Annotated in this window: 14 protein-coding genes; 6 read left to right on the top strand and 8 right to left on the bottom strand. The window is 45.7% G+C overall.

The genetic code is table 11. The features are described from left to right. Positions 1–16 precede the first annotated feature (16 nt). From HMPREF9441_RS10840 to HMPREF9441_RS10815, 6 genes are all read left to right on the top strand, one after another. The gene (locus tag HMPREF9441_RS10840; RefSeq protein ID WP_008621060.1) at positions 17–850 is read left to right on the top strand and encodes a hypothetical protein; all 834 of its coding nucleotides are present in this window, start codon (positions 17–19) and stop codon (positions 848–850) included. A 189-nt stretch (positions 851–1,039) separates the two neighbouring features. Then, a complete protein-coding gene (locus HMPREF9441_RS10835) occupies positions 1,040–1,243 on the top strand; it encodes a helix-turn-helix transcriptional regulator (RefSeq protein ID WP_008621059.1) in 204 nt (67 codons plus the stop codon). Positions 1,244–1,256: 13 nt separating this feature from the next. Next, complete coding sequence (locus HMPREF9441_RS10830; protein ID WP_008621058.1) at positions 1,257–2,660, top strand: radical SAM protein; 1,404 nt, start codon at positions 1,257–1,259, stop codon at positions 2,658–2,660. 12 nt (positions 2,661–2,672) lie between these two features. Continuing rightward, entirely contained in the window at positions 2,673–4,364 is a 1,692-nt protein-coding gene (gene dptF / locus HMPREF9441_RS10825; protein WP_008621057.1) for a DNA phosphorothioation-dependent restriction protein DptF, read from the top strand. Next, positions 4,361–5,785 carry a DNA phosphorothioation-dependent restriction protein DptG gene (gene dptG, locus HMPREF9441_RS10820; RefSeq protein WP_008621056.1) on the top strand — a complete coding sequence of 475 codons (1,425 nt, stop codon included), beginning with the start codon at positions 4,361–4,363 and terminating at the stop codon, positions 5,783–5,785. The genes dptF and dptG overlap by 4 nt, the downstream gene beginning before the upstream one ends. A gap of 70 nt (positions 5,786–5,855) precedes the next feature. Continuing rightward, the gene (locus HMPREF9441_RS10815) at positions 5,856–10,994 is read left to right on the top strand and encodes a helicase HerA domain-containing protein (protein WP_008621055.1); all 5,139 of its coding nucleotides are present in this window, start codon (positions 5,856–5,858) and stop codon (positions 10,992–10,994) included. Positions 10,995–11,357: 363 nt separating this feature from the next. Here the strand turns inward: HMPREF9441_RS10815 and HMPREF9441_RS10810 are convergent, their stop codons facing one another. The 8 genes from HMPREF9441_RS10810 to HMPREF9441_RS10775 all read right to left on the bottom strand — a co-directional run bounded on the left by HMPREF9441_RS10810 (position 11,358) and on the right by HMPREF9441_RS10775 (position 20,749). Beyond that, entirely contained in the window at positions 11,358–12,353 is a 996-nt protein-coding gene (locus HMPREF9441_RS10810) for a site-specific integrase (protein ID WP_087943203.1), read from the bottom strand. Positions 12,354–12,437: 84 nt separating this feature from the next. After that, positions 12,438–13,340, bottom strand: a complete 903-nt coding sequence (locus HMPREF9441_RS10805; protein WP_008621052.1) for a helix-turn-helix domain-containing protein — start codon at positions 13,338–13,340, stop codon at positions 12,438–12,440. A gap of 247 nt (positions 13,341–13,587) precedes the next feature. Further along, entirely contained in the window at positions 13,588–14,982 is a 1,395-nt protein-coding gene (gene mnmE, locus HMPREF9441_RS10800) for a tRNA uridine-5-carboxymethylaminomethyl(34) synthesis GTPase MnmE (protein WP_008621051.1), read from the bottom strand. An 80-nt stretch (positions 14,983–15,062) separates the two neighbouring features. After that, positions 15,063–15,554 (bottom strand): GAF domain-containing protein, encoded by a 492-nt coding sequence (locus tag HMPREF9441_RS10795; RefSeq protein WP_008621050.1) that lies wholly within the window; start codon positions 15,552–15,554, stop codon positions 15,063–15,065. Between the two features lie 14 nt (positions 15,555–15,568). Beyond that, entirely contained in the window at positions 15,569–16,447 is an 879-nt protein-coding gene (locus HMPREF9441_RS10790) for a nucleoside phosphorylase (protein ID WP_008621049.1), read from the bottom strand. Between the two features lie 29 nt (positions 16,448–16,476). Beyond that, positions 16,477–17,727, bottom strand: a complete 1,251-nt coding sequence (locus tag HMPREF9441_RS10785; RefSeq protein ID WP_008621048.1) for a hypothetical protein — start codon at positions 17,725–17,727, stop codon at positions 16,477–16,479. Between the two features lie 353 nt (positions 17,728–18,080). Then, positions 18,081–19,385, bottom strand: coding sequence for a sensor histidine kinase (locus HMPREF9441_RS10780; protein WP_008621040.1), 1,305 nt, complete (start codon positions 19,383–19,385; stop codon positions 18,081–18,083). Further along, complete coding sequence (locus HMPREF9441_RS10775; protein WP_008621038.1) at positions 19,382–20,749, bottom strand: sigma-54-dependent transcriptional regulator; 1,368 nt, start codon at positions 20,747–20,749, stop codon at positions 19,382–19,384. Before HMPREF9441_RS10775 ends, HMPREF9441_RS10780 begins: the two co-directional genes overlap by 4 nt. Between the last annotated feature and the right edge of the window lie 210 nt (positions 20,750–20,959).

Here is a 20,959-nt window from a genome sequence, read left to right as displayed (position 1 = left end):
TAAAATCAACAGAATCATGAAACAGGAAGAATTAATGGAAAGCATCTACGGGTGCTTGGAGAGAATAGAAAACAAGGTAAACGGTCTATCCATGCCACAATCGGCAGACGGTGATTCCGAAGTAGGTATCAGTGTAAATGATGCTGCAATACAGGAATTCAAACAGGAATTGAACGGCATTAAAACATCGTTCAGCCGCCTTGCAGAAAGTGTATCTGCCATTCGGGGCGATACCGCCGATTTACTGAAACAAGGCTCTATTACGGACAAGGCTATGGATTTATTGTTTGCAGTGAACAACGAATATCAGCAGAGCCGGAATCAACAGAACGATTGTTACAATAGAATTATCAGGATGTTGGCCGATCTGGAAACGAAGCAGGCACAGGAATCCGAAGATATGAAATCTTTGTTGCGAGCCACCAATGAGCATATCAAGGATGGTGTCTATTACGAGAAACACCACAGTTTCAGCATTGAATCTCCCTTTGCCTTTTGGGGCTTTTGCGGAATGTTCGCCATGATAGTCGTCTTGGCTGTGGCACTGTATTTCGCCAAGCATCCGGATTATGACCGTATCGATAACGACCTGAAGTACCGCTATATCAAGATGAAAGGAGAGATTACCCCGAATGGCATATCAGAACTGGAAAACATCTTTGAGCTCAACAGGGACAACGACAAAATCCGCCAGATGCGCAAAGATGTGGAATCCTACGAGGAAGCTGTGAGAAGACGATCCGCCCTTGCTGAGCAAGCCAGACTCAAAGAACAGGCTGCAAAGGAGCAGGAAGACAAAGCAAAGTCCATCAAATCCAAGCCAATTCAAACGGATAAACCTAAAAAGTGAGTGTATGGTGCAGAATCTTATTTTGAGATGGGTATATAGCTCTAAACACCCTGTAGAAGAGGGAAAGACATATTTTGCTATAGAATCGTACTTTAAAAATGATTTTTAGCCCTGCAACTTAATTAGTATAGCATATTGTGCGATATTTAGAGCAAAATTTTGTATCTTTGTGTCCAAATACGCTGAATAATGGAAAAACTAAATAGAATAAAAGTGATCCTTGCAGAAAAGGATGTTTCACAGACGGAATTGGCTGAGCGCATAGGAAAAAGCTTTAGTACAATTAATGCGTACTGTTGTAATAGACAACAGCCCTCTTTGGAAGTTTTGTCTGAAATTGCCAAGGCCCTGTCTGTGAGTTTGAAAGATTTAGTTGCAGAAACAGCACAATAATAATGAGAACAGAATGAAGTCAAAAGCAAAAATAACAATAGGACTTGTTGACGCGGATCTACTTAATGGAGGTACGCGCCACCCTAATCTTGTTCTGTTGAAACTTGCGGGATTTCTTCACGACAACGACATTAAGTTTCATCTAATAACAGATAAGGAAGAGGATATTTCTGGCTATTACGCCATTTATATGTCCAAGGTCTTCTCTTTTACTCCTGATCCTCCTTTTTACGAAAGGGTGAAGGGCACAAGGCTTGAACGAAAGTTTCACATTGGCGGAACTGGCGACTACGCCATAAAAAAAGATGTCAAAGACTTCAAAAGTGCAAGAACGCGCGACATGAATCGTCTAGAGCAGGATTGTTTTCTGAACCAATTGACGAACAAGCGTGGCGGGCCTCGCAGTAAGGGCATAGACATGCGCCGTCAGATGCCATATTATCATCTTTATGACGAATATGTCGAGAAGAAAATTGCCGAGGGGCGCAAGCCTTCATATTTTAACGACTACAAATATTACTCAATAGGTTTCCTAACGCGCGGATGTGTGCGCCATTGTCCGTTCTGTGTGAACAAACTAGAAAATGAGGTTTATCGCTATTCAGAACTGGAATGGTTTCTTGACCAGGAAAGAGATGAGAAAGGTAAGTTGGTGCGCCCTTACATATACCTTTGGGATGACAACTTCCTTGCCTCCGAAAAAGATATATGGAAGCCGATGCTTGAGAATTTAATAGCATCAAAACGCCCTTTCCAATTCCGACAGGGATTGGACGAACGCATCCTTGCTGAAAGTGAAGATGGTCCAATGATTGCCGAGATGCTGTCCAAATGCAAGTATCATGGCGATTTCATCTTTGCGTTTGACAACTGGAAAGATCGAGACAAAATCGTCAAGGCGCTTAAAATCTGGAAACACTACAATCCAAAGAAATCAACAAAGTTCTACCTATTCTGTGGGTATATGATGAAGGCGGGAGACGACGATAAACTCTATTCGGATTTAAAGACGTTGTTTGACCGCATACGCATTCTCATGCAGTATGGGTGCTTTGGCTATGTGATGCGCCATGCAGATTACGAAAACCATGATTTGTCTAACATCTACGTCCAAATAGCCCGCTGGTGTAATCAACCACAATTCTATCGCTACATGTCATTTTGGGAATACTGCTATCGCAACCAATCATTCTGGGAACAGAAAACGAAGAAGTTGGATGTCCCGAACCAGATTCCATTTGAAGAATTTGAGGCACGCTATAGAAATGGTTATTACTCAAAGGATGGCATTAGACTTTGCAAAACGATGCAGACCCTAATGGACTTTATCGACAGATTTCCATCCCACCGGGAAGATATACTGGAATTTATGGGTTACAAACTCAAATCGTTAACAAATCCCAAACTTTGGGAATAACATCATACTAACATGAATGAGTCTAAGCTTTGTCATATACTCTTCAAATTAAGCCAGAGTTCCATTGAATCTGTACAAACAGGTAACGGATTTAGTGAAATAGATAATTATCTTCATACGGAGCGTCCTATATCTAGTGAGTTGCTTGATAGGATGATTGAGATAGACCAAGCCGGAGGAGGTATTATCCTTCTAGTTGGTAGTGCTGGTGATGGAAAGTCTCACCTTCTTAGTAAGGTAAAATCACTTGGAGGCAATGGATGGGGTGCAGAATCTTTTTACAATGATGCAACAGCAAGCAGTTCACCAAATAAGACTGCGATAGAAACACTAAAGGAGGCTCTGAGAGATTTCTCTGATGAAAATCTTTATGGTACGCAGAAAAAGAAAATCCTGGCAATAAATCTTGGAAAACTCAATGCTTTCATTGACGAGCCTGACATTCGTGCTATCTATGGAGAAATTGCAAAAGCAGCTGATCCTCTTTTTGACGATGACGACACGATACCACCTTTAAATACAGAAAGAGTTAAGATTGTTGAGTTTACAAACAAGCAGTTGTTTGAACTTTACCCCGACAAAGAAGGGTATACAGCTATTGCATCTCGTTTCTTATCATCAATATTAGATAAATTGGTTTCCCCTACCGCCTCGGGTAAGGAAAACCCATTTTATGCAGCTTACACGGAAGATCTAAAGAATAACATTAGCCCAAAGAATCCAATATTGCTCAATTACCAACTGCTGATGTTTCCAGAGGTTAGGAGAACAATTGTGCTAACTGTTATTGAAGCAATAATACGTTTTAAACTAGCAATAACTCCGAGAGAGTATCTTGACTTTATTTATTCCATCTTAGTTCCGATGGAAATAAGTAAATATAAGGAAAATGTCTCTTTTTATGAGAGTCTATTGCCAACTTTGCTATATGCAGGAGGTGCGAATACGATACTTGAAGCGGTATCTCACCTAGACCCGATGAAGTATAGTAATACGATTCATGATAAGGATTTGTCGCTGCTATTTACCTCAAATCGCATACCGGACGGATTCCTGCCAGTGACCTCTTCGGGGGACAAGCTTCCCAATGTACTCTTGGAACGAGTAAATAAATTCTACGAGAACAATGGGAGAGATGTTGAGCGTACCACCAAATTCCTATTCAGATTACAGCATGTATTGTGCTATCATTCTGAGAGCGCAACATATAATTCCTTTCTTAAAACATTAAAGGGTGTGTTTAGCAATGATTTTGATGAAATACAGGAGGTATATAACCTTGTGTCGGAAACAATATCTCGTCACAATGGTTCATATTCTCAAAAAGCAAATGTTGTTCCTTTGCATATACAAGGAGGAAGATATAAACTGTTTGCTCAACTTCAAATGGAACCATTAGAACCGAATTACAGTTTCTTTGTTGAGAAGCCATGGGAATTTTATCCGAGATTTAAGCTCAGATGGGATATTCCGAATAAAGAGGAAGTAGGTCTTATGATGGACTATTCGCTATACTCATACTTGTATGATTTGCGCAATGGCAAACTGGCTGTGACATACGAAAACGAAAAGAATATTGAATTCAGTCATTTCCTTAGGAAACTTGCATCATTAAGCGACTGTGCTAAAAAAATGACAGTTGTTAAAGTTGGCTCGGAGGATTTGACTCTTCAGAAAACCATGATTAGCGTGCAACTACAATGAGAATAGACATAAGTAAATATAAGGAGCATTATCACGATAGTAAGGGTAAGATGGTGGATAGATGGCAAGAAGGTATAAAACTCTTGCCATTCACGTCAAATCCAAGTCAAGATGGTGTAGACAAAGGGGCCGGCTTGTCGGGTGCTACTGGGGCTTTCTTTAGGTTGCTTGAAAAAGACCAAGTTCAAGCAATTGAAGATTTCGCTGCAGCCGAATCAAAGGTTAGGTCATATCTTGTTGAAAAATGCAGAATGAAGGTATCACAAGCAGATGAATTTATTCGTATGTTTCGTGATATTATGCAAGTTAATGGATCACTTAATGTAACTGACACTGCTTTCTTAAAGTATATTCCATTGGTTCCTGACGATGATATGATTTCTACTAAGAACAAGAGGAAGTATAGGTCGGGACAAACAAAGCTTGGAAATCTTTTAGCATCTATGGCTGATTTAGATTTTGCCATACCTAATCTTGAGAGTAATAATCTGTTTTCCAAGCTGCTGAAAGATGCTTTAGTTGAATGCACCTCTGGCTTTGGTGGAACCAAGATCCAAGAAGAGGTGTATTATGTGCTACCAGATATTCGTAAATCTTTTAAGGATGATTTTAAATGGATAATGGAGCAAGACACAACTGCTATTGTCAGATATATACACCTGTTGTTACATTTCTATGTATGCTATACGGTTCTGCAAACACTACCTAAACTTTCTTATAGGTATAAAGAACAGAAACCGTACTATTTCATCTTGAAATCAGAACGGATTTCTACCACTCATGATGCGGTATTGAGTTGGAAGAACATTCTACCCAAAACGTTCATGGACAGAATTTATGGACGCTCACAAGCTTTAGATATTATAAATTGTGTATTGGAACGAAAAGATGAGAAATTTGTAGGCTTTTACCCGGAAGTACTGACTAGGTTAAGCGAAACTCCATTTGAGGAAAATAAGGCAGATTGCGAAGAGTTGTTACGTCTGTACCAGAAGGATAAAAGAGAAGTTTTCAGTAAACGTAGCAGTGAAAGTAGTTCCATTGAGGAAATAGACGTTACAGTTAATTCGTATGAGGAATTCTTTAAAAAGTTAGAGCGCTTATGCTGTGGTCTCCAATCTCCAAGTTACATTTCTCGTATGCGCAAAAAGATTGTAGACCTGTTAAGTATGCGTTTTCTGCAACTGCGTCGTGGCAATTACGTTTTGACACTTGATAATGAAATGTTGGTATTCCTCGTTGCTATGATAACTAAAGGCCAGAGAGTGAAGTTGGAAGAAATGTATAAGGGCTTTAATCGCTATGGTATATTTTTCAATAGAGGAACACGTCTTGCTATTGAATCTTATCTATTGAAGTTGAACCTTTTAGACAGGAAGAGTGATTCCGGTGAAGCACAATATGTCAAAGTCATTTTATAACTACGTTGTTAGCAACCTTATTATATATTGGTTGCGTCAGAATCGACCTCTTAAAGGAAGTCGTTATTTTATGATAATTGAAAACGACAATCATCGTAAAGGCTTACTTGATGCCCTGAAAACAAAATCTACACCAATTATTGTTAAGGGCATCTTTGAAGGGGCAGAGATAGAAGAGGAAAGCTACAATACGTATGCCCTTACAATTGATGATAATTCTCCGAAGTTAATTCTTGGTGATGAAAGTACAGCAAAGGAAGACTACTTGACCACTTTGCGCAATTCCGTGGGGCAACCTGGTCCGTATGAGAATTATGGAGTTCTTTACATCTTGTCAAAGAGTGTACTATCGTCGCTTGTAACTGCAAGTATGAATATTGAAGGACAAGGAGGCCCTCTTTGCCCAAGTCAAATCGTTGAACGCATAAAAGCAGATGTAGATGAGAAAATTTCCAAGAAGTTTGAGCAGATTTATTTGTACAAGCACTTGGAGAGTGTGTCTGAACTTATTTCGGACGGAACGGCTAACCTGTTTGACTTTGAGTCTATGATGACGGTACTGGGTGCTGAGTCTGTAAAAGGGATGTTTGGGAATTTGGAGATGTTTGAGGACAAGACCATCTACAATCCAACATTCAGTCCTAGAGATGAGGTTATTGCACAACGGGCAGAGCACAACAAGGCTTTGTATAGTCGCGTACATGCCATTATGAACAATGATGATGACGATAAGGTAAAGGAACTTGAGAAATTCCTTGACGAGAAGCTTGCCAAAAAAGTTGCAAGGCAGAGTGAAACCTGGGGCAACATTGACTTGCAAGAGTTCCTTGATAGCGAAGATCGACGGGCAGCAACGGATAGTTTGCAGTTGCAGGATATAGTGCTTTCAAATGCTAGCGAAAGACTGTCTCTAGTGTGGAACTACACAGGAAAGCCAGCTAAATCGACTAAAAACTATATTGTGGTGTGCGACCGAACAGATGCGCTCGAGCAAGAGGTAGTCATTTCGTTTAACAAGGTGATAGGCCCAGTCCCCAAACCTTACAAGGTTTCGGGGAATAAGATAAAGGTTCCTGTCGGTGACACGACGGTCTCATTTAAAGTGGGGCTTAACGACAACCACCACGATTTCTACATATTACGGTTACCATGCGACAGCAGTTTCTTCTGTGATATAAAGCAATGCTTTAGTTTGAACAAGAAAGGAGAGATTCTGGTAAAAGTACCCGATGAGGCTACTGAGTTGATGTTTGGCAAAGGATCATTGAAGGTTGAACTTCCAACACCTCCAGAGTGGGTGTGGTCGGAGGAGGAGAGTTTGATGATTCCAGCCGAGATTGAAGACGATGAGGATACGTTGGCATTTATAGTGTATATCAGTGGACGAAAACAAAAGGTCACACTGAAACTCAATGCGGCCAAACCTGTGCCACCGCTTGGTCCTGATGCTTATCCACCCAAAACGGTGATTCGAGGTATTGAGCGTGATGGTGTGCCGTTTAAGAAAGTGACCGACGGCAACATTGAGCGCGGAGTTCACGGATTCTGGCGTGGATTTCTGGAATGGGAGCAGGTTTTCTTGGAGAACGAATGCGTGGCAATCGAACTGCAGTTCAACGAACTGACGCAGAAGTTTGATTGTAATCCGCTGCAGTTGACTATTTCACCGGAAGTTAGCGATGCACTAAAGGCTATTTTCAAATACTTTGTGCAGAAAGACAGCGTTCCTTCACTCTGCCCCATAGACGAAGAACTAAAGTCATTGTACCGAAATTATTGCTCGGTGATTGTTGAGGCTATCAGAAAAATCCCAGTGGGTGAGAGCATGAGCCGCGAAAGCCATAATCTCACTCGTCTCGGTACGCTGTATGATGGAGATAAATTCTATATGTCTCCTTTCCACCCGATGATGGTGGCTTACGCATTGGAGTATCAAGAACAGTCGGAAGGTGGGGACGCTTCGTTTGCCAAGAAACTACTTACTCCATTCTACCTCATCCCCTATCTCACATATGGGGGCAGACCCATGCGCCCTTACGGCAACAGCCAGTTGCAGGAGATACGAAATTGGCTCGTCTTTGAGAATGCCGAGAGTAAACCACAAGAACGGGCCAACGACATCACCACAAAGATGGTGAGCAGCAAGATGGTGGATTTTGTCAAGAACTTTTCTTGTCTATTTCAGGATAAGGAGAGTCCTATAGTGATTTCGTGCATTGGCCTTGCCGACGATGCCAACCTGATTAAGGGCATTGTTGAGTTTATCAAGTCACAATATGAGGTGGGCGTGCAGCGCATAGAACTTCACGAATATGTAGAAGATCTTAATGCGGAAACCTTCTTCGAAAAACTGAACCGTCTTGACTCTAATGATACGATTGACAGAGAATTGCGGACAACCTATCCTTCACGGGAGAGGGGGGCTTGTTTGGAATCAAAAGGCGTTTACACAAGTCTGGATTTGATACACCAACTGTTTACGCGAGTGTCCTTCTACAAGCACGACCTTAATGCTTGCGGTAATGAGATAGGTTACTGTCACATCGCGTTCTATCAGATGGCTACAGGTTCCGAATACGTCAATTTCCCGACAAAGGAAACTCGCACAGAGTTGGCCTTCAATGGTTTGATTTCTATCCCTTCAACGCTGAAGAAGGACGGCAATTACTTCATCGGCTTTGGCACAAAGGACGTTAAAACAGCCGACGGGTATGTATACCCGATGGCCGAGGCATACAACAACTTGTATGGAAACGAACGCAATGATGGTCTCAATGCCTATAACACGTCATTGGCCGTTACGAAAAGGTTTGCCTTCAAGCAGTCACATCTACTGGAATCTATCTATGAAAACGCCAACTGGGTCACTTTCCTTAACCCAGAGGTGGATATAAATTTCTTCTATCAGCAAGACCTCTATGTGGTTCATTATACTGATCAGTATAGTATCAATGCCAAGTATGATAGTATTACAGTAACGAAGCACATCGGGCTGTATGAGAATATCTTAAAGAAATCGTATGAGAACTATGCCCTTTCGCAAGAAACTTTCTCGCACTTCAATGAGACGATGAAAAACTATTTCAATTGTCTCAATGGCAGTTGGATGCTTCGTCTTGTGAACCAGACAGAGGTAAAGGTAAGGGAAAAGATGAGTCTTGTGGCAACGAGCATCGTGATGCAGCGATTTCTGCAACGAAATGTGGATATAATTTGGATACCTGTATCTCTTGACGAGATACTACGCGTTACTGGCGAGATTGGACTAAAGATGGAGGGAATTTTTTCCAAGAAAACGCTTGGAGCAAAAGGGGTGATGTCCGACGATCTCCTCATGATTGGCCTCGATGCAACCACCCAAGACGCTCCGATTCTGTATTTCTACCCCGTGGAGGTGAAAGTGTCAGAATCGTCTTCCATGACTGGCAAGGGAACTAAGCAGGTCTGCCATACTTGGCTACAGTTCAAGGAACATCTTTTCATGAGAAACGACTTTGAAACAAAGATTTACCGAACATTCTTTGCTTCACAGTTTCTGACAAATGCAGAGAAACTGTTTGCCAATAAATTGATTTCTGCCAAATCTTACGAGAAGATTGAAGCGTGCCGATATGCCCTGCTCAACTTGAAATGGCGAGTGCAGGAAATACTACCCGTAAAGGAGATGGGAGTGGCGGCCGTTGTTTCGTATCACAGTTCGGCGGCTCATTGTATGAGAACGAAGCTTATAGAGAGCGTGCCTGTATGTGAAATTTATTTCTCTGAAAGTGAGTGCTTTGGTTTTGTAGCAGACCCTACCAAGACATCTCTCTCATTCCTGACAGATGATGCCATTATGATAGAAGAAGCTGCCATGGATGTAGTGTCCGCTTCTGACTATATTGCGATTCCAGAGAAGCAAGAGACAGAGAAATCTTTATTTGAAAACATCGACGAGGATTCTGAAGACAACCAAGAAGCATCAAACGTGGAAAAAATACCCGCAACAATATCAACTCAAGTGCAGGGAGAAAATACCGTAGCTGTTGAACATGTGAATGTGGCTCAGCCTATTCGTATCGTTGTGGGCAAAGCTAAGGGAGGTGGGCAAGAAATCGTATTCGAACCTAATAACACTAAAATGGTTACGCATCCCAATATGGGAATCATCGGTACGATGGGAACTGGCAAAACTCAGTTTGCACGTTCCGTGATAGCGCAGTTTACCAAGGAGGACGTGCACAATGTGGGAGGCCACCCTGTTGGTCTTCTCGTCTTTGACTACAAAGGCGATTACAAAGACAAGGACTTCCTTGAAACTGTAGGCGGAGTAAGCTATAAATTCAATTATCCTTTCAATCCCCTCAAATTGGTGATAAATGATGAGGTTGAAGGAATGAACTTGCCAGCCATCACCGCAGATCGAATTGCCGACTCGTTCGCGAAAGCTTATGGATTAGGACTGAAACAGCAGAGTAATATCAAACAGGTGATTATCGAGACATACGCCGACGCAGGTATAACCCGCGATTCTTCAACATGGGAAAAGACCGTGCCAACAATGACCGAGGTCATTGAGAAGTACTTTGAGAAATACGATGCTAACGACAAGGCCTATGCTCTCTTCGACAAATTGAGCGACTACACTATTTTTACGCCTAACCAGACACAATGCGTGTCGATGTTTGAATGGCTCAACGGCGTCAGAGTCATAGACCTCACTCTCTATCCTGACGATACAAAGAAGGTCATCGTATCACTGATACTTGACCTGTTCTATGCTGAGATGCGACAGTTGGGAGGTAGCCAGCAAACAGATGGATTCCGCGAGCTCCGCGCCATGATATTGGTGGACGAAGCCCATCAATTTTTAAAGAAGGATTTCAATTCGTTCCGTAGCATAATCAGTGAAGGTCGTATGTTCGGCGTTGGAATGATACTTTCTACGCAGAACATCAGTGACTTCAGAACTAGTCGCGAGGACTATTCGCAGTTTATCCTGAGCTGGGTTATCCACCATGTAAATTCAATAAGCAAGGCTGAAATTTCAAGCATCTTCGGTGCCAGCGATTCAAATTCCGACAGATATATGGACTTCATCAATAAGGCCAAAATCTTCGAGAGTATCTGCAAAATCGGTCAGCGCGTAAATGGAATTCGTGATATCCCTTATTTCGAACTTGTGCAACAAGACGAACGTTTTATTCGTTCTAAGGACATAAACCAATAACTTTGGTAAAACGCATAAACGACATAAAGTAATGGAAAAGTCACCACAAATAGAAGTTGGCGAACTAAAGAAAGCCTTGCTGCATCCGCAGGAAGACTTGATATCATTGGTCTAAGAATAAACTCCGACTATTTCCGCATGGCGGACGTTAAATACAAACGCCTGCCATACGGAAATACAGCATATGGTCTCTGTAACACAATGATTTCAGAGCGCAAACACAAATATAGGCATATAGTAGAATTGTATCGAATAAATTTGTACTTTTGTACTCAGATAAAGCGTTCTTTTGACATATGCAAGATGTAACAAAAATGGGAACTTTGCTCGTTTCTAAATCGTTACCTGTTAAGCTGAAATACTTTATAAGTTATTGAATTTTAGCAAGAAAGAGAATTTGCAATGCCTTAAGCAGTGAAAGGTTATCGGCTTAGTTATTCCTGCTTTTTTGAGCCAGCTTTTCAGCGGATAATTAATCATACTCCGTTTCAACTCCTTGAATACTTTGCCTGTTCCGGGTGTACCACATAGTTCGTAGGCTTCATAACTGATGGGGAGTGTCGCTTCCGTTTGGGTTTTCTGTGTTCTGATACGCAGGCAATAGCCTTGGTCGGGAGCAATAGTGAAGTCTTCCCATTGTAGGTTGAGAATGTCGCTGATGCGTAAGCCTGTTAGACAAGCGAATAAAGAAGCGGCTTTCAGAACGGGAATGTCGCAAGGTGTGGCAGCGAGTTGTTTTACTTCGTCCAACGTCAGATATTCTTTCTTTACATCTTGTGGCTCAATCTTATCAAGATAATCATTGATGTTCTCACGAAACCATTTGTCCCGATAGGCAATCTTCAATAATCCTCTGAAAGTGGAGTAGTAGCCGGATGCCGAATTGAGGGATATGGAGCGGTTGCTGTGTTTGAGTTGTTTGGCGTTCAACAGGTACTCACGGAACTTCTTGCATAGATCTACATTTACATCGCCAAAGGTACATTGCCCTTTAACGAAGTTGTAGAAATGCTGATAGACAAATTGCCATTTCTGGTCTTTATTCCGGCACATCTTCTTGAAGTAGGTAAGGAAGTCGGCTTTCTGTTTGGTCTTATCCAAGAAGCCAAACTCTTCATTGATGAGCGATTGCACTCTGATACAACGGATAGCCTCTGCCTTGTTCAACATATCATTGTTGAACTCACGTTCCATTTCGTTTTTCGGGTGGGCATAGATGTAGATGCCGAGGTATTCCCTGCGGCTCATCTGCATCGTTTCGGGGTTACGGACTGCCGGATAATAATCCAGATACAAGGAGATGCGATTATTCCGAATCGCTCTCTGACGGACTGTTACTTTTGTACACGTGTGTGACATACTGTTTAATATTTAGAGTTTTACATTTGTTTGGCGCAAAGGAATAAGGTGATTCAATGGTGGGTACACTCACCGAAAAATAACTTATTCAATCTTTGGGGCTGCAAGTAGTTTATCCAATTCAGGCTTGGAGATAAGTGTGTATTTGCCTTTCTTCACCTTCGGAATATTATGGTACTTCGCATAGTGATAGAGCTGGTCACGGGTAAGGTTGAACTTCTCCATCGCTTCGGCTACCGTATAATATTGCGGCTCTTCGGGTGCAGCTATACCTTTTGCTATATCCACATGTTTCTTGGAATAGTACACCATGATACCCTCTTTCTTCTTCGGAATGGCATTCTTGGAAACGAAACAGTAGATGGCGGATAAGGTCATGCCGAACTTCTCCTGCATTTCCTGCGTAGTATACCATTCGGTAATGTCAGGATTCGGGGCTTTCTTGGCGAAGTAAGCGTCTATATGTTTCTTGCTCCAGTAGGTCTTGCCACGATTGAAAGTCCGGGGAATGTTGTTCTTCTTGGCTACCACAAATATCCATGACTCGTTTACATGGTATTTTTCTTTGACTTCTGCGGTGGTGTAGAAGTTGGTGATAGGGGCTTTCTCTTTTGTTGGTGTCTTCTCGTTTTCGGGCGAAAGATAGTCTGTCATGTTTTCTATATCAGCTCTGCGAACAAGCGTTTTCCTTTCAAATCGGATTACTTTGATAGTTCCATTACGGATATAGCGATATATAGAAGTACGCCCGATATTTAATAACACGGCTACTTCTGACGGAGTAAGATACTCCTTGTTCAAATTAGGAGGTGTCTTTATGCTTTTCCCTAATTCGTGTTGCAGACTTTCAATGCGCTGTTTCCTAACCCTGTCTTTATAGGCAAGATTGGCACATCGGTGTGAACAATACTCTGTGGTAGTCTTATGTGCTGTGAAAACAGCATTGCACCACTTACATCTTTTCTGAATGTCGATTTTACTACTCATTATTTATCCGTTTATTTCGCCAAATCTGTTTCATCGCGCACCACCACGTACCATGACGTACCAGTGTGTCCACGACCTTTCCGACCTAAAATCGGAGAGTAACAAGCGAGCAACAAATGCGGTACAAAAATGAGCTGAAAAAGCCCTATAAACGATAACCATCGCTTATAAGGCTAAAAAGAAAGGCGCTCAAAATGAACGCTTTAATAATCGTTGATGATATATGCTAATCGTTGGTAATCACCACTTATTTGCCGATGCAGAATTTCATAAAGATATTCCCCAATACCTCATCTGCGGTAATTTCACCACCCACAATTTCGGCCAGATGGAAAAGGCATTCACGTAAATCCTGGCTGATGAAATCACCGGAAAGATGAGTTTGGAGTCCGTTTTGTACGCGGTGGATATCTTCGAGAGCCAGTGATAATGCCTCGTAGTGTCTCACATTCGTGACGATGAGGTCGGAAGAAGTTAGTTCGGGTACGGAGGCAGTCTTTACAAGGAGATTTTGCAGTTCTTGGATACCTGTTTTTTCTTTGGCAGAAATAGATAGCGTGACGGTGTTTTCTGGCAAGCCGGATAGCTTTGTTGGAACAGCCGATACTTGGTCTGATTTGTTCAACAAGATGATGAGCTGTTTGTTGGAGCAGAGAGGGAGGATACGGGGCGAAAGCTGTCGGATTTGGGCTTCCGCACAAGTATTGTCTACGACCCATAGGACAATTTCCGCTTGTTCCATCTTGTGGAAGCTGCGTGCAATCCCCATGTTTTCTATCGTATCATGGGTGTCGCGTATGCCAGCGGTGTCGATAAATCTGAACGTGATACCGCTGAGGTTTACCGTGTCTTCAATCACATCGCGTGTAGTGCCGTGTATGTCGCTTACAATCGCCTTTTCTTCGTTAAGCAGCGTGTTCAAGAGCGTGGACTTGCCTGCATTGGTTTCACCGACGATAGCTACGGGTATTCCATTTTTAAGGACGTTTCCCACACTGAATGAGTGGACCAATCCACTGATGACCTTTTCTATATCCCCGGCAATGGTCTCCAATTCGCTGCGGTCGGCAAACTCCAATTCCTCATGGTCACTGAAATCCAATTCCAGTTCCATCAAAGAAGTGAGGTGAAGCAGGCGTTCGCGCAAGGCGGACAGTTCGCGGCTGAAACCGCCCCTCATCTGGTTCATAGCCATCCGGTGGGTGGCAGCGGACGAAGAGGCTATCAGGTCTGCCACGGCCTCCGCCTGACTCAAATCCATCTTTCCATTCAAGAAGGCACGTTGGGTGAACTCACCCGGGCCGGCCGCCCTGCATCCCTTCCGGATGAGCAGTTGCATGACCTGTTGCAAGATGAAAGACGAACCATGGCATGAGATTTCCACACAGTCTTCGCCCGTGTAAGAATGAGGTGACTTGAACAAACCGATCAGTACTTCATCAATGATCTCCCCATCGTCTTGCCGGATGTGTCCGAAAGCCATGGTGTAAGCCTTGCGTTCGGAAAGGGGGAGGGGATGTTTACCTACGGGAGTAAAAATACGGTCTGTTATGGCGATGGCATCTTTTCCTGAGATGCGGATTACGCCAATGGCACCTCCTTGTGCAGTGGCAATGGCACAGATTGTATCTTGCGTGTTCATGAGAGCTGTTTGTTATTTCGGAAACTCCCCGTCGCGTCTGTAGTGCAGACGGACGGAGAGGGATATGAATGTTTAATAGGTCATCGGTACAGTGTGGCAGCCATCAGGTTGACCATTTCTTCCAATCCCTTACGGTCGGTTTCGTCAAAACTGTCCGCTTTATCACTGTCTATGTCCAATACTCCTTTTATTACCTTATTATATATGATTGGAATCACGATTTCAGAACGGGATTCGCTACTGCATGCGATATGTCCGGGAAAAAGATCCACATCGGGCACTATCAGAGGGCATGCCTTCTCCCATGCCGTACCGCAGACACCACGTCCTTTCCGGATACGGTAGCAGGCAATGCTTCCTTGGAACGGCCCGAGTGTGAGTTCCTGTTCGGATTTCACCAGATAAAATCCTACCCAGAAGAACCCGAACGCTTCTTTCAGTGCAGCCACCGTGTTGGCCATTACACTTATTTCGTCCCGTTCTCCTTCGATAAGCGCGGCGTAATGTTGGAGAAACAGACGGTAGCGTTCGCTTTTGTCTGATTCCGCAGAGGGTTTGAAATCGATGTTCATACCTGTATGAGAGTTTAAATCCGGTCGATAACCAACTGAATCAGATCATCGATTTTGTTTTTGTAACTGGGGTCAGCTTCTCCGGCTACCCGGTTGGCTATCACCATGCAACATGTCGTGGCCTTGTGCCCCATCAGACGAGCCAATCCGGCCAATGCGGAACTCTCCATTTCGAAATTGGTGATTTGAAGCCCGTTGTAAGAAAAGCTTTCAATCTTCTCATTCTGACGGGGGTCCGCCAAAGGAATGCGAAGCTGACGGCCTTGCGGGCCGAAGAATCCACCGCAGGCTACGGTGATACCCCGTACCATATCGTCGGCAGCTATGCGTTCTATCAGTTCCGGATGGGCATCGATGACGTAAGGGGCAGGGGCGCACAGGTTTCCGCTCCATCCCAAATGATTAAGCAACGCGCGTTCCAACGGTAGGTCGCATACAGCATTGCGCCCTTCATAGAAGTTCAGCAAACCGTCGAAACCGACTGATTTTACGGAACAAATGAATGTGCCGACAGGCGTATAAGGCTGAAGCCCGCCGCATGTACCGATGCGCACCAGTTCCAGGCTGCGGAGCTTTTCTTTCTCCCTGCGGCTGTTGAAGTCGATGTTGGCCAAGGCATCCAGTTCGTTCATGACAATATCGATGTTGTCGCAACCGATACCGGTAGACACTACTGTAATCCGTTTTCCCTTATATGTCCCCGTAATTGTTCGGAACTCGCGGCTGGAAATGTCACACTCCTGAGTGTCGAAATGGGATGCCACGGTGGGGACGCGCCCCGGGTCGCCCACGAGGATGACTTTATCTGCCAGTTGTTCCGGTTTTACGTGGAGATGGAAAATGCTTCCGTCCTCGTTGATGATAAGTTCTGATGGTGCAAAATACTTGTTCATAAGCGTTATGATTTAAAAGATAAACATGATTATTTCTTGCGGGATTGTATCTCCAGATTGCGGATGGTTTTGGCTTCCGCATGCAATGTGGCTTCGGCCTTCTCACATTGTGCTTCAAGCTGAAGGATTTGTTGGCTCAGCGTTTGACGTTGCGCATCGTTGCCGGTGGCATACCGGTCGCGCAGGTTTTGCAGTTGCTGTCGACTTTTGTCCAGTTGGATACGGTTCTTTTGCCATGCGGCCATTTTGTTACGTGCTTCCGGCGATTTGAAATCGTTCAACAAGGTGTAAGTGTTGCGGTTGTCAATGACAAACTCGAAGTCCTTCTGCTTCTTGACCACCTTGGGCGCGCTCAGTGCGGCTTGTAGCCTTTGTCGTGCCTGCGCCACGGCTTCCTTGTCCCCCCATGTCTCTGCGATACTGTGGATAAGGGCCAGACGGCATAGTTCATCCTCCTCGTATATATTGGCATCATACACCTTGCGGATGTCGTTCGGGATGAAGATGTAGATACACACCTTGTTCTCCGGTTGGTTCCGGTCGGACACGAACCATCCCAGTTGGTTGAACTCGTCAATGGCCAGCATGTAGTCGTTGGCGGGGGAATTGAAAGGCATGCCGAGATTTTCCGGATAGAGGAATTTCTTTTCATCCATGTCATAGCGTGTCACGAATATGTCATATCCTCCGATGCTTTCCTCTCCTTGGGCGGCATAGTAAAGCGTGATGCCGTCGGAAAGCATGAACGGATAGTTCTGCGCATCATCCCCGTCCAACTCGTCCAATTTATGAGGAGCTGTCCATTGGCCTCCCACAAGGTCGCTGGTAAACAATCTCAGGTATTTGTTCTCATCCGGCTGAGCGAAATATATCTTATTGCCCAATTCGGACAGATAGACCGTACAACCGTTTTCATCCGTACGGTGGAAAAATGTGCTATACGGACTGATTTCCCCGCTTTCCGGACTGAGTTTGATGTGGTTCAGGAACGTATTCTTGTCTACGACCAGACTGTCTATGACCGTCACCCGTTCCGTAGCTCTCATCATGGAGCGGAACCGGGCTATTTCCTGCAATTTTCCTTCTTCCACGTCGGTCGGTTGCCGTTTGCGTTTCAGCTTCTTAATGTCCTGATTGAGGAGTTCTTCCGCCTCGTCAAACTGGTAATGATTCATATAATATTCAGCCGTCGGGGCTGGTATGGCCTGCCCGTTCTTCTGCGCTTGCGAAGGCAAGGAAAGCAAAAGGGAACAAAATGCCGGCAATATATATTTCTTCATGTTCAAACTGATGGTTATACCTTATTGATTCAAAGGTAGGGATTTATTCTTTATCCTGTATCCTTTTCTAATAATATTTAACGTGGTAGGAGCGGTTTGCCCTGTCTTTTGAATGGATGTGAAGGAACTTCGCTTTCTTCCGAAAGCGTTACATTTTTCCCCTGCTGAAAGCTTCGTTTCGTTTGCCGCAGAACGGAAAATCAATCTCAGCCGAATGATTTTTCATTCTGCGCCAAACGATTTTCCGTTCTCAGGAGATTGATTTTGATGTCGTATGTCGTTGATTTATAGTGAATAATAGAATGAAGTGACGACGGTAAAAAAATTGTATACAAGCTTTCGTCCTGTGCGTTTTAAGTTTGGGGCGTACGCAGGCCGTTGCGCGGCAGGCAGAGGGTGAACAGACTGCCTTTCTCCACAGTGGAATGCAGGGTGATGTAGCCGTGGTGCTGGTTGACGATTTGCTTGCACAAGGCCAGTCCGATGCCCGAACCGTTTGGCTTGGTGGTGTAGAACGGGACGAAGATGCGCTCCTGTGCTTCCACGGGGATGCCTTGTCCGTAGTCCTGCACGCTGATTTGCACTTCGTCTTCGGCCGTGTTCCGGCGCAAGTGTATTTTTATTTCGCTTTCGGGGTTGGGGGATGCGTCGCGTGCGTTGGTAATCAGGTTAATCAAGACCTGTTCGATTTGGGAGCGGTCGGCTTGGAACGTGAAACCGGGATAAGGTTGGTCGAAGGTGAGATACATGCCCTCGAACAACTTCTTCAGGTCGTCGAAAAGCTCGTCCACACGGATGGCTGCGTATTGCGGAGGGGGTACACGGGTCAGTTTGCGGTAGTTCTCCGTGAAGTGGAGCAGACCTTTGCTGCGGCGGTAGATGGCCTCTAAGGCTTGCTGCATCTGGCCGTACTGTTTGGCGGAAGGTTCTGCCGTGGGAGCCTGCCGGGTGAGCGTCTCGCTCAGCGACAGGATAGGAGTGAGGGAGTTCATGATTTCGTGGGTCAGTACCCGGGTGAGCGTCTTCCACGATTCCAGTTGCTGTTCTTCCAACACGTGGTGTATGTCTTTGAGCGTGAAGAGTATCCGTGGGCGGTTATCCAAAGTGAAGCGTGTGGACGAGAGCAGGAGGTCTTTCGTCTGCCCGTGGCGTTCCACCGGTACTACGCGCGCCTCCGGTCCGGACCGCCGCAACCATTCCTCCGGCACGCGCCGGCATGTACCTACTTGTGCCGTGGCCGCCCGGTTCATCCATTCCACGTGCCCTTCGCCGTCGCACGAGACGATGCCGGTGTCCACGTGGTCGAGCAGGAGTTGGTAATATTTCTGGCGGGTGGCCTCGTCGAACAGTTGTTGCCGGTATGCGGCGAGCGTGTGTTCGATTTCCCGTTCCAGGCCGAGTGCACGAGCGGATTCCTCCGGAACGAAACGGGGAATCTCTTTCAACCCGCTGTGGCGGATGCCCCGTATGAAAGAGCGCAACAGCCGGATTTGGCGTGTCTGCCGGTGGTGGAGGGAAGCATACAGGCCGACGAAAGCCGCGACGCACACGGCAGCGGTGAGCCACAGTTGCTTCGCGCCGCAGAAGCAGGCGGCGGAGGCCGTCAGGAACAGGCCTGCGCCGCAGGCGGCTGTCTGCCAGGAAGGGGGTATTTTCATAAGCCTAATTTTTCGAGTTTGCGATAGAGCGAGTAACGCGTGATGCCTAACATCTGGGCGGCGCGGCTCATGTTGCCTTCGCACAGGCGGACGGCTTTCTCCACGGCGTTGCGTTCCAGTGCTTCCAAGTTGAGGGTCTCGCCGTCGGCCACGGGCGATGCCGGGGCGTGCAACAGGAAGTCGTCGGCATGGAGGGTGTCGGCGTTGCAGAGCACGACGGCGCGTTCGATGGCATGTTGCAGTTCGCGTACGTTTCCCGGCCAGGCATACCGTTGCAGCTTTCCCCTTGCGTCGCGTGCGATTTGCCGGATGTCTTTCTTGTATTTCCGTGCGTACGTCCGCAGGAAATGGTCGGCCAGCAGTTGGATGTCCTCGCCGCGTTCGCGCAGGGGCGGGATGTGGATTTCCACCGTGTTGATGCGGTAGAACAGGTCTTGCCGGAACGTACCCTCCGTCACCTGCGCGTGCAAGTCGGCGTTGGTGGCGCATATCAGGCGCACGTCTATCGGAATCTCGCGCGTGCCGCCGAGCCTCACGATGCGCCTTTTCTCCAAGGCCGTGAGCAGCTTGCTTTGGGCGGCGGGGGAGAGGTTGCCCACTTCATCGAGGAAGAGCGTACCCCCATGGGCCAGTTCCAGCCGTCCTTTCTTTTCTTTGCGGGCATCGGTGAAGGCCCCTTTCTCGTATCCGAACAGTTCGCTCTCGAACAAGGTTTCCGGCACGGCACCCACGTCGATGGTCACGAACGGTTCTGCCGCGCGCGACGAATGGGCGAGAAGATAGCGGGCCACTACGTCCTTCCCCGTGCCGTTCTCACCCAACAGAAGCACGTTCACGTCGGCCTCGCGCAAACGTCCGATGGTGGAGACGATGTTCCTCATGCCCTCCGACTCGCCGATGAGCAGGGGTTGAGGCGTTTCCCGTTCGGCACTGAGGGCTTCCACGCGCTCCTCGAGCCGTCCCACCTCCGTCTGTGAGCGGCGCAACTTCATGGCGGCGTGGAGCGTGGCCAGCAGCTTGTCGTTTTCCCAAGGTTTCGACACGAAGTCCGTAGCCCCGGCCTTGATGGCCTGCACGGCTTTGTCCGTGTCGGCGTAGGCCGTCATCATGACCACCACGGCATGGCGGTCCAGTTTCAGGATTTCCTGCAGGCAGTCCATGCCCTCCTGTCCGCTCACGGTGTCGCGGGTGAAGTTCATGTCCAGCAGTACGATGTCCGGCCGGAAGTCGGTAATGAAATGTACGATACGGTCGGGCGAACGCATGACCTTGACTTTCTCCGCGTAGGGTTCAAGCAGGAGATGGAGGGCGAAGAGCACGTCTTCGTTGTCGTCTATGATGAGTATTTTTCCTAATGCAGGCATAGAATATGGTATTTGATGCGAGGCAAAGTTACGCAAAAATGTGTGCGGATGTGCATTTTCGCACATAAAAAGTGCAAATCCGCACAACTTGTTTTCCGGTGTGGATGGGGTACGCGTCTGGAATACAGTTGTTTGTGTTTTTGGCACGCAAATTGGATATGATTAGTTGTAAACGAATGATAAAAAGACTTATGGACATCAGAATGCGGA

This window comes from Paraprevotella clara YIT 11840 (genome assembly GCF_000233955.1).
GTDB lineage: Bacteria > Bacteroidota > Bacteroidia > Bacteroidales > Bacteroidaceae > Paraprevotella > Paraprevotella clara.
The sequence above is the reverse complement of the archived record's forward strand: the minus strand, read 5'-3'. Positions and strand labels throughout refer to the sequence as shown.

What these genes read in the sequence shown, in the direction of transcription:
- HMPREF9441_RS10840 (WP_008621060.1), top strand. Translation starts at nt 17, where the DNA reads ATGAAACAGGAAGAATTAATGGAAAGCATCTACGGGTGCTTGGAGAGA.
- HMPREF9441_RS10835 (WP_008621059.1), top strand. Translation starts at nt 1,040, where the DNA reads ATGGAAAAACTAAATAGAATAAAAGTGATCCTTGCAGAAAAGGATGTT.
- HMPREF9441_RS10830 (WP_008621058.1), top strand. Translation starts at nt 1,257, where the DNA reads ATGAAGTCAAAAGCAAAAATAACAATAGGACTTGTTGACGCGGATCTA.
- dptF (WP_008621057.1), top strand. Translation starts at nt 2,673, where the DNA reads ATGAATGAGTCTAAGCTTTGTCATATACTCTTCAAATTAAGCCAGAGT.
- dptG (WP_008621056.1), top strand. Translation starts at nt 4,361, where the DNA reads ATGAGAATAGACATAAGTAAATATAAGGAGCATTATCACGATAGTAAG.
- HMPREF9441_RS10815 (WP_008621055.1), top strand. Translation starts at nt 5,856, where the DNA reads ATGATAATTGAAAACGACAATCATCGTAAAGGCTTACTTGATGCCCTG.
- HMPREF9441_RS10810 (WP_087943203.1), bottom strand. Translation starts at nt 12,353, where the DNA reads ATGTCACACACGTGTACAAAAGTAACAGTCCGTCAGAGAGCGATTCGG.
- HMPREF9441_RS10805 (WP_008621052.1), bottom strand. Translation starts at nt 13,340, where the DNA reads ATGAGTAGTAAAATCGACATTCAGAAAAGATGTAAGTGGTGCAATGCT.
- mnmE (WP_008621051.1), bottom strand. Translation starts at nt 14,982, where the DNA reads ATGAACACGCAAGATACAATCTGTGCCATTGCCACTGCACAAGGAGGT.
- HMPREF9441_RS10795 (WP_008621050.1), bottom strand. Translation starts at nt 15,554, where the DNA reads ATGAACATCGATTTCAAACCCTCTGCGGAATCAGACAAAAGCGAACGC.
- HMPREF9441_RS10790 (WP_008621049.1), bottom strand. Translation starts at nt 16,447, where the DNA reads ATGAACAAGTATTTTGCACCATCAGAACTTATCATCAACGAGGACGGA.
- HMPREF9441_RS10785 (WP_008621048.1), bottom strand. Translation starts at nt 17,727, where the DNA reads ATGAAGAAATATATATTGCCGGCATTTTGTTCCCTTTTGCTTTCCTTG.
- HMPREF9441_RS10780 (WP_008621040.1), bottom strand. Translation starts at nt 19,385, where the DNA reads ATGAAAATACCCCCTTCCTGGCAGACAGCCGCCTGCGGCGCAGGCCTG.
- HMPREF9441_RS10775 (WP_008621038.1), bottom strand. Translation starts at nt 20,749, where the DNA reads ATGCCTGCATTAGGAAAAATACTCATCATAGACGACAACGAAGACGTG.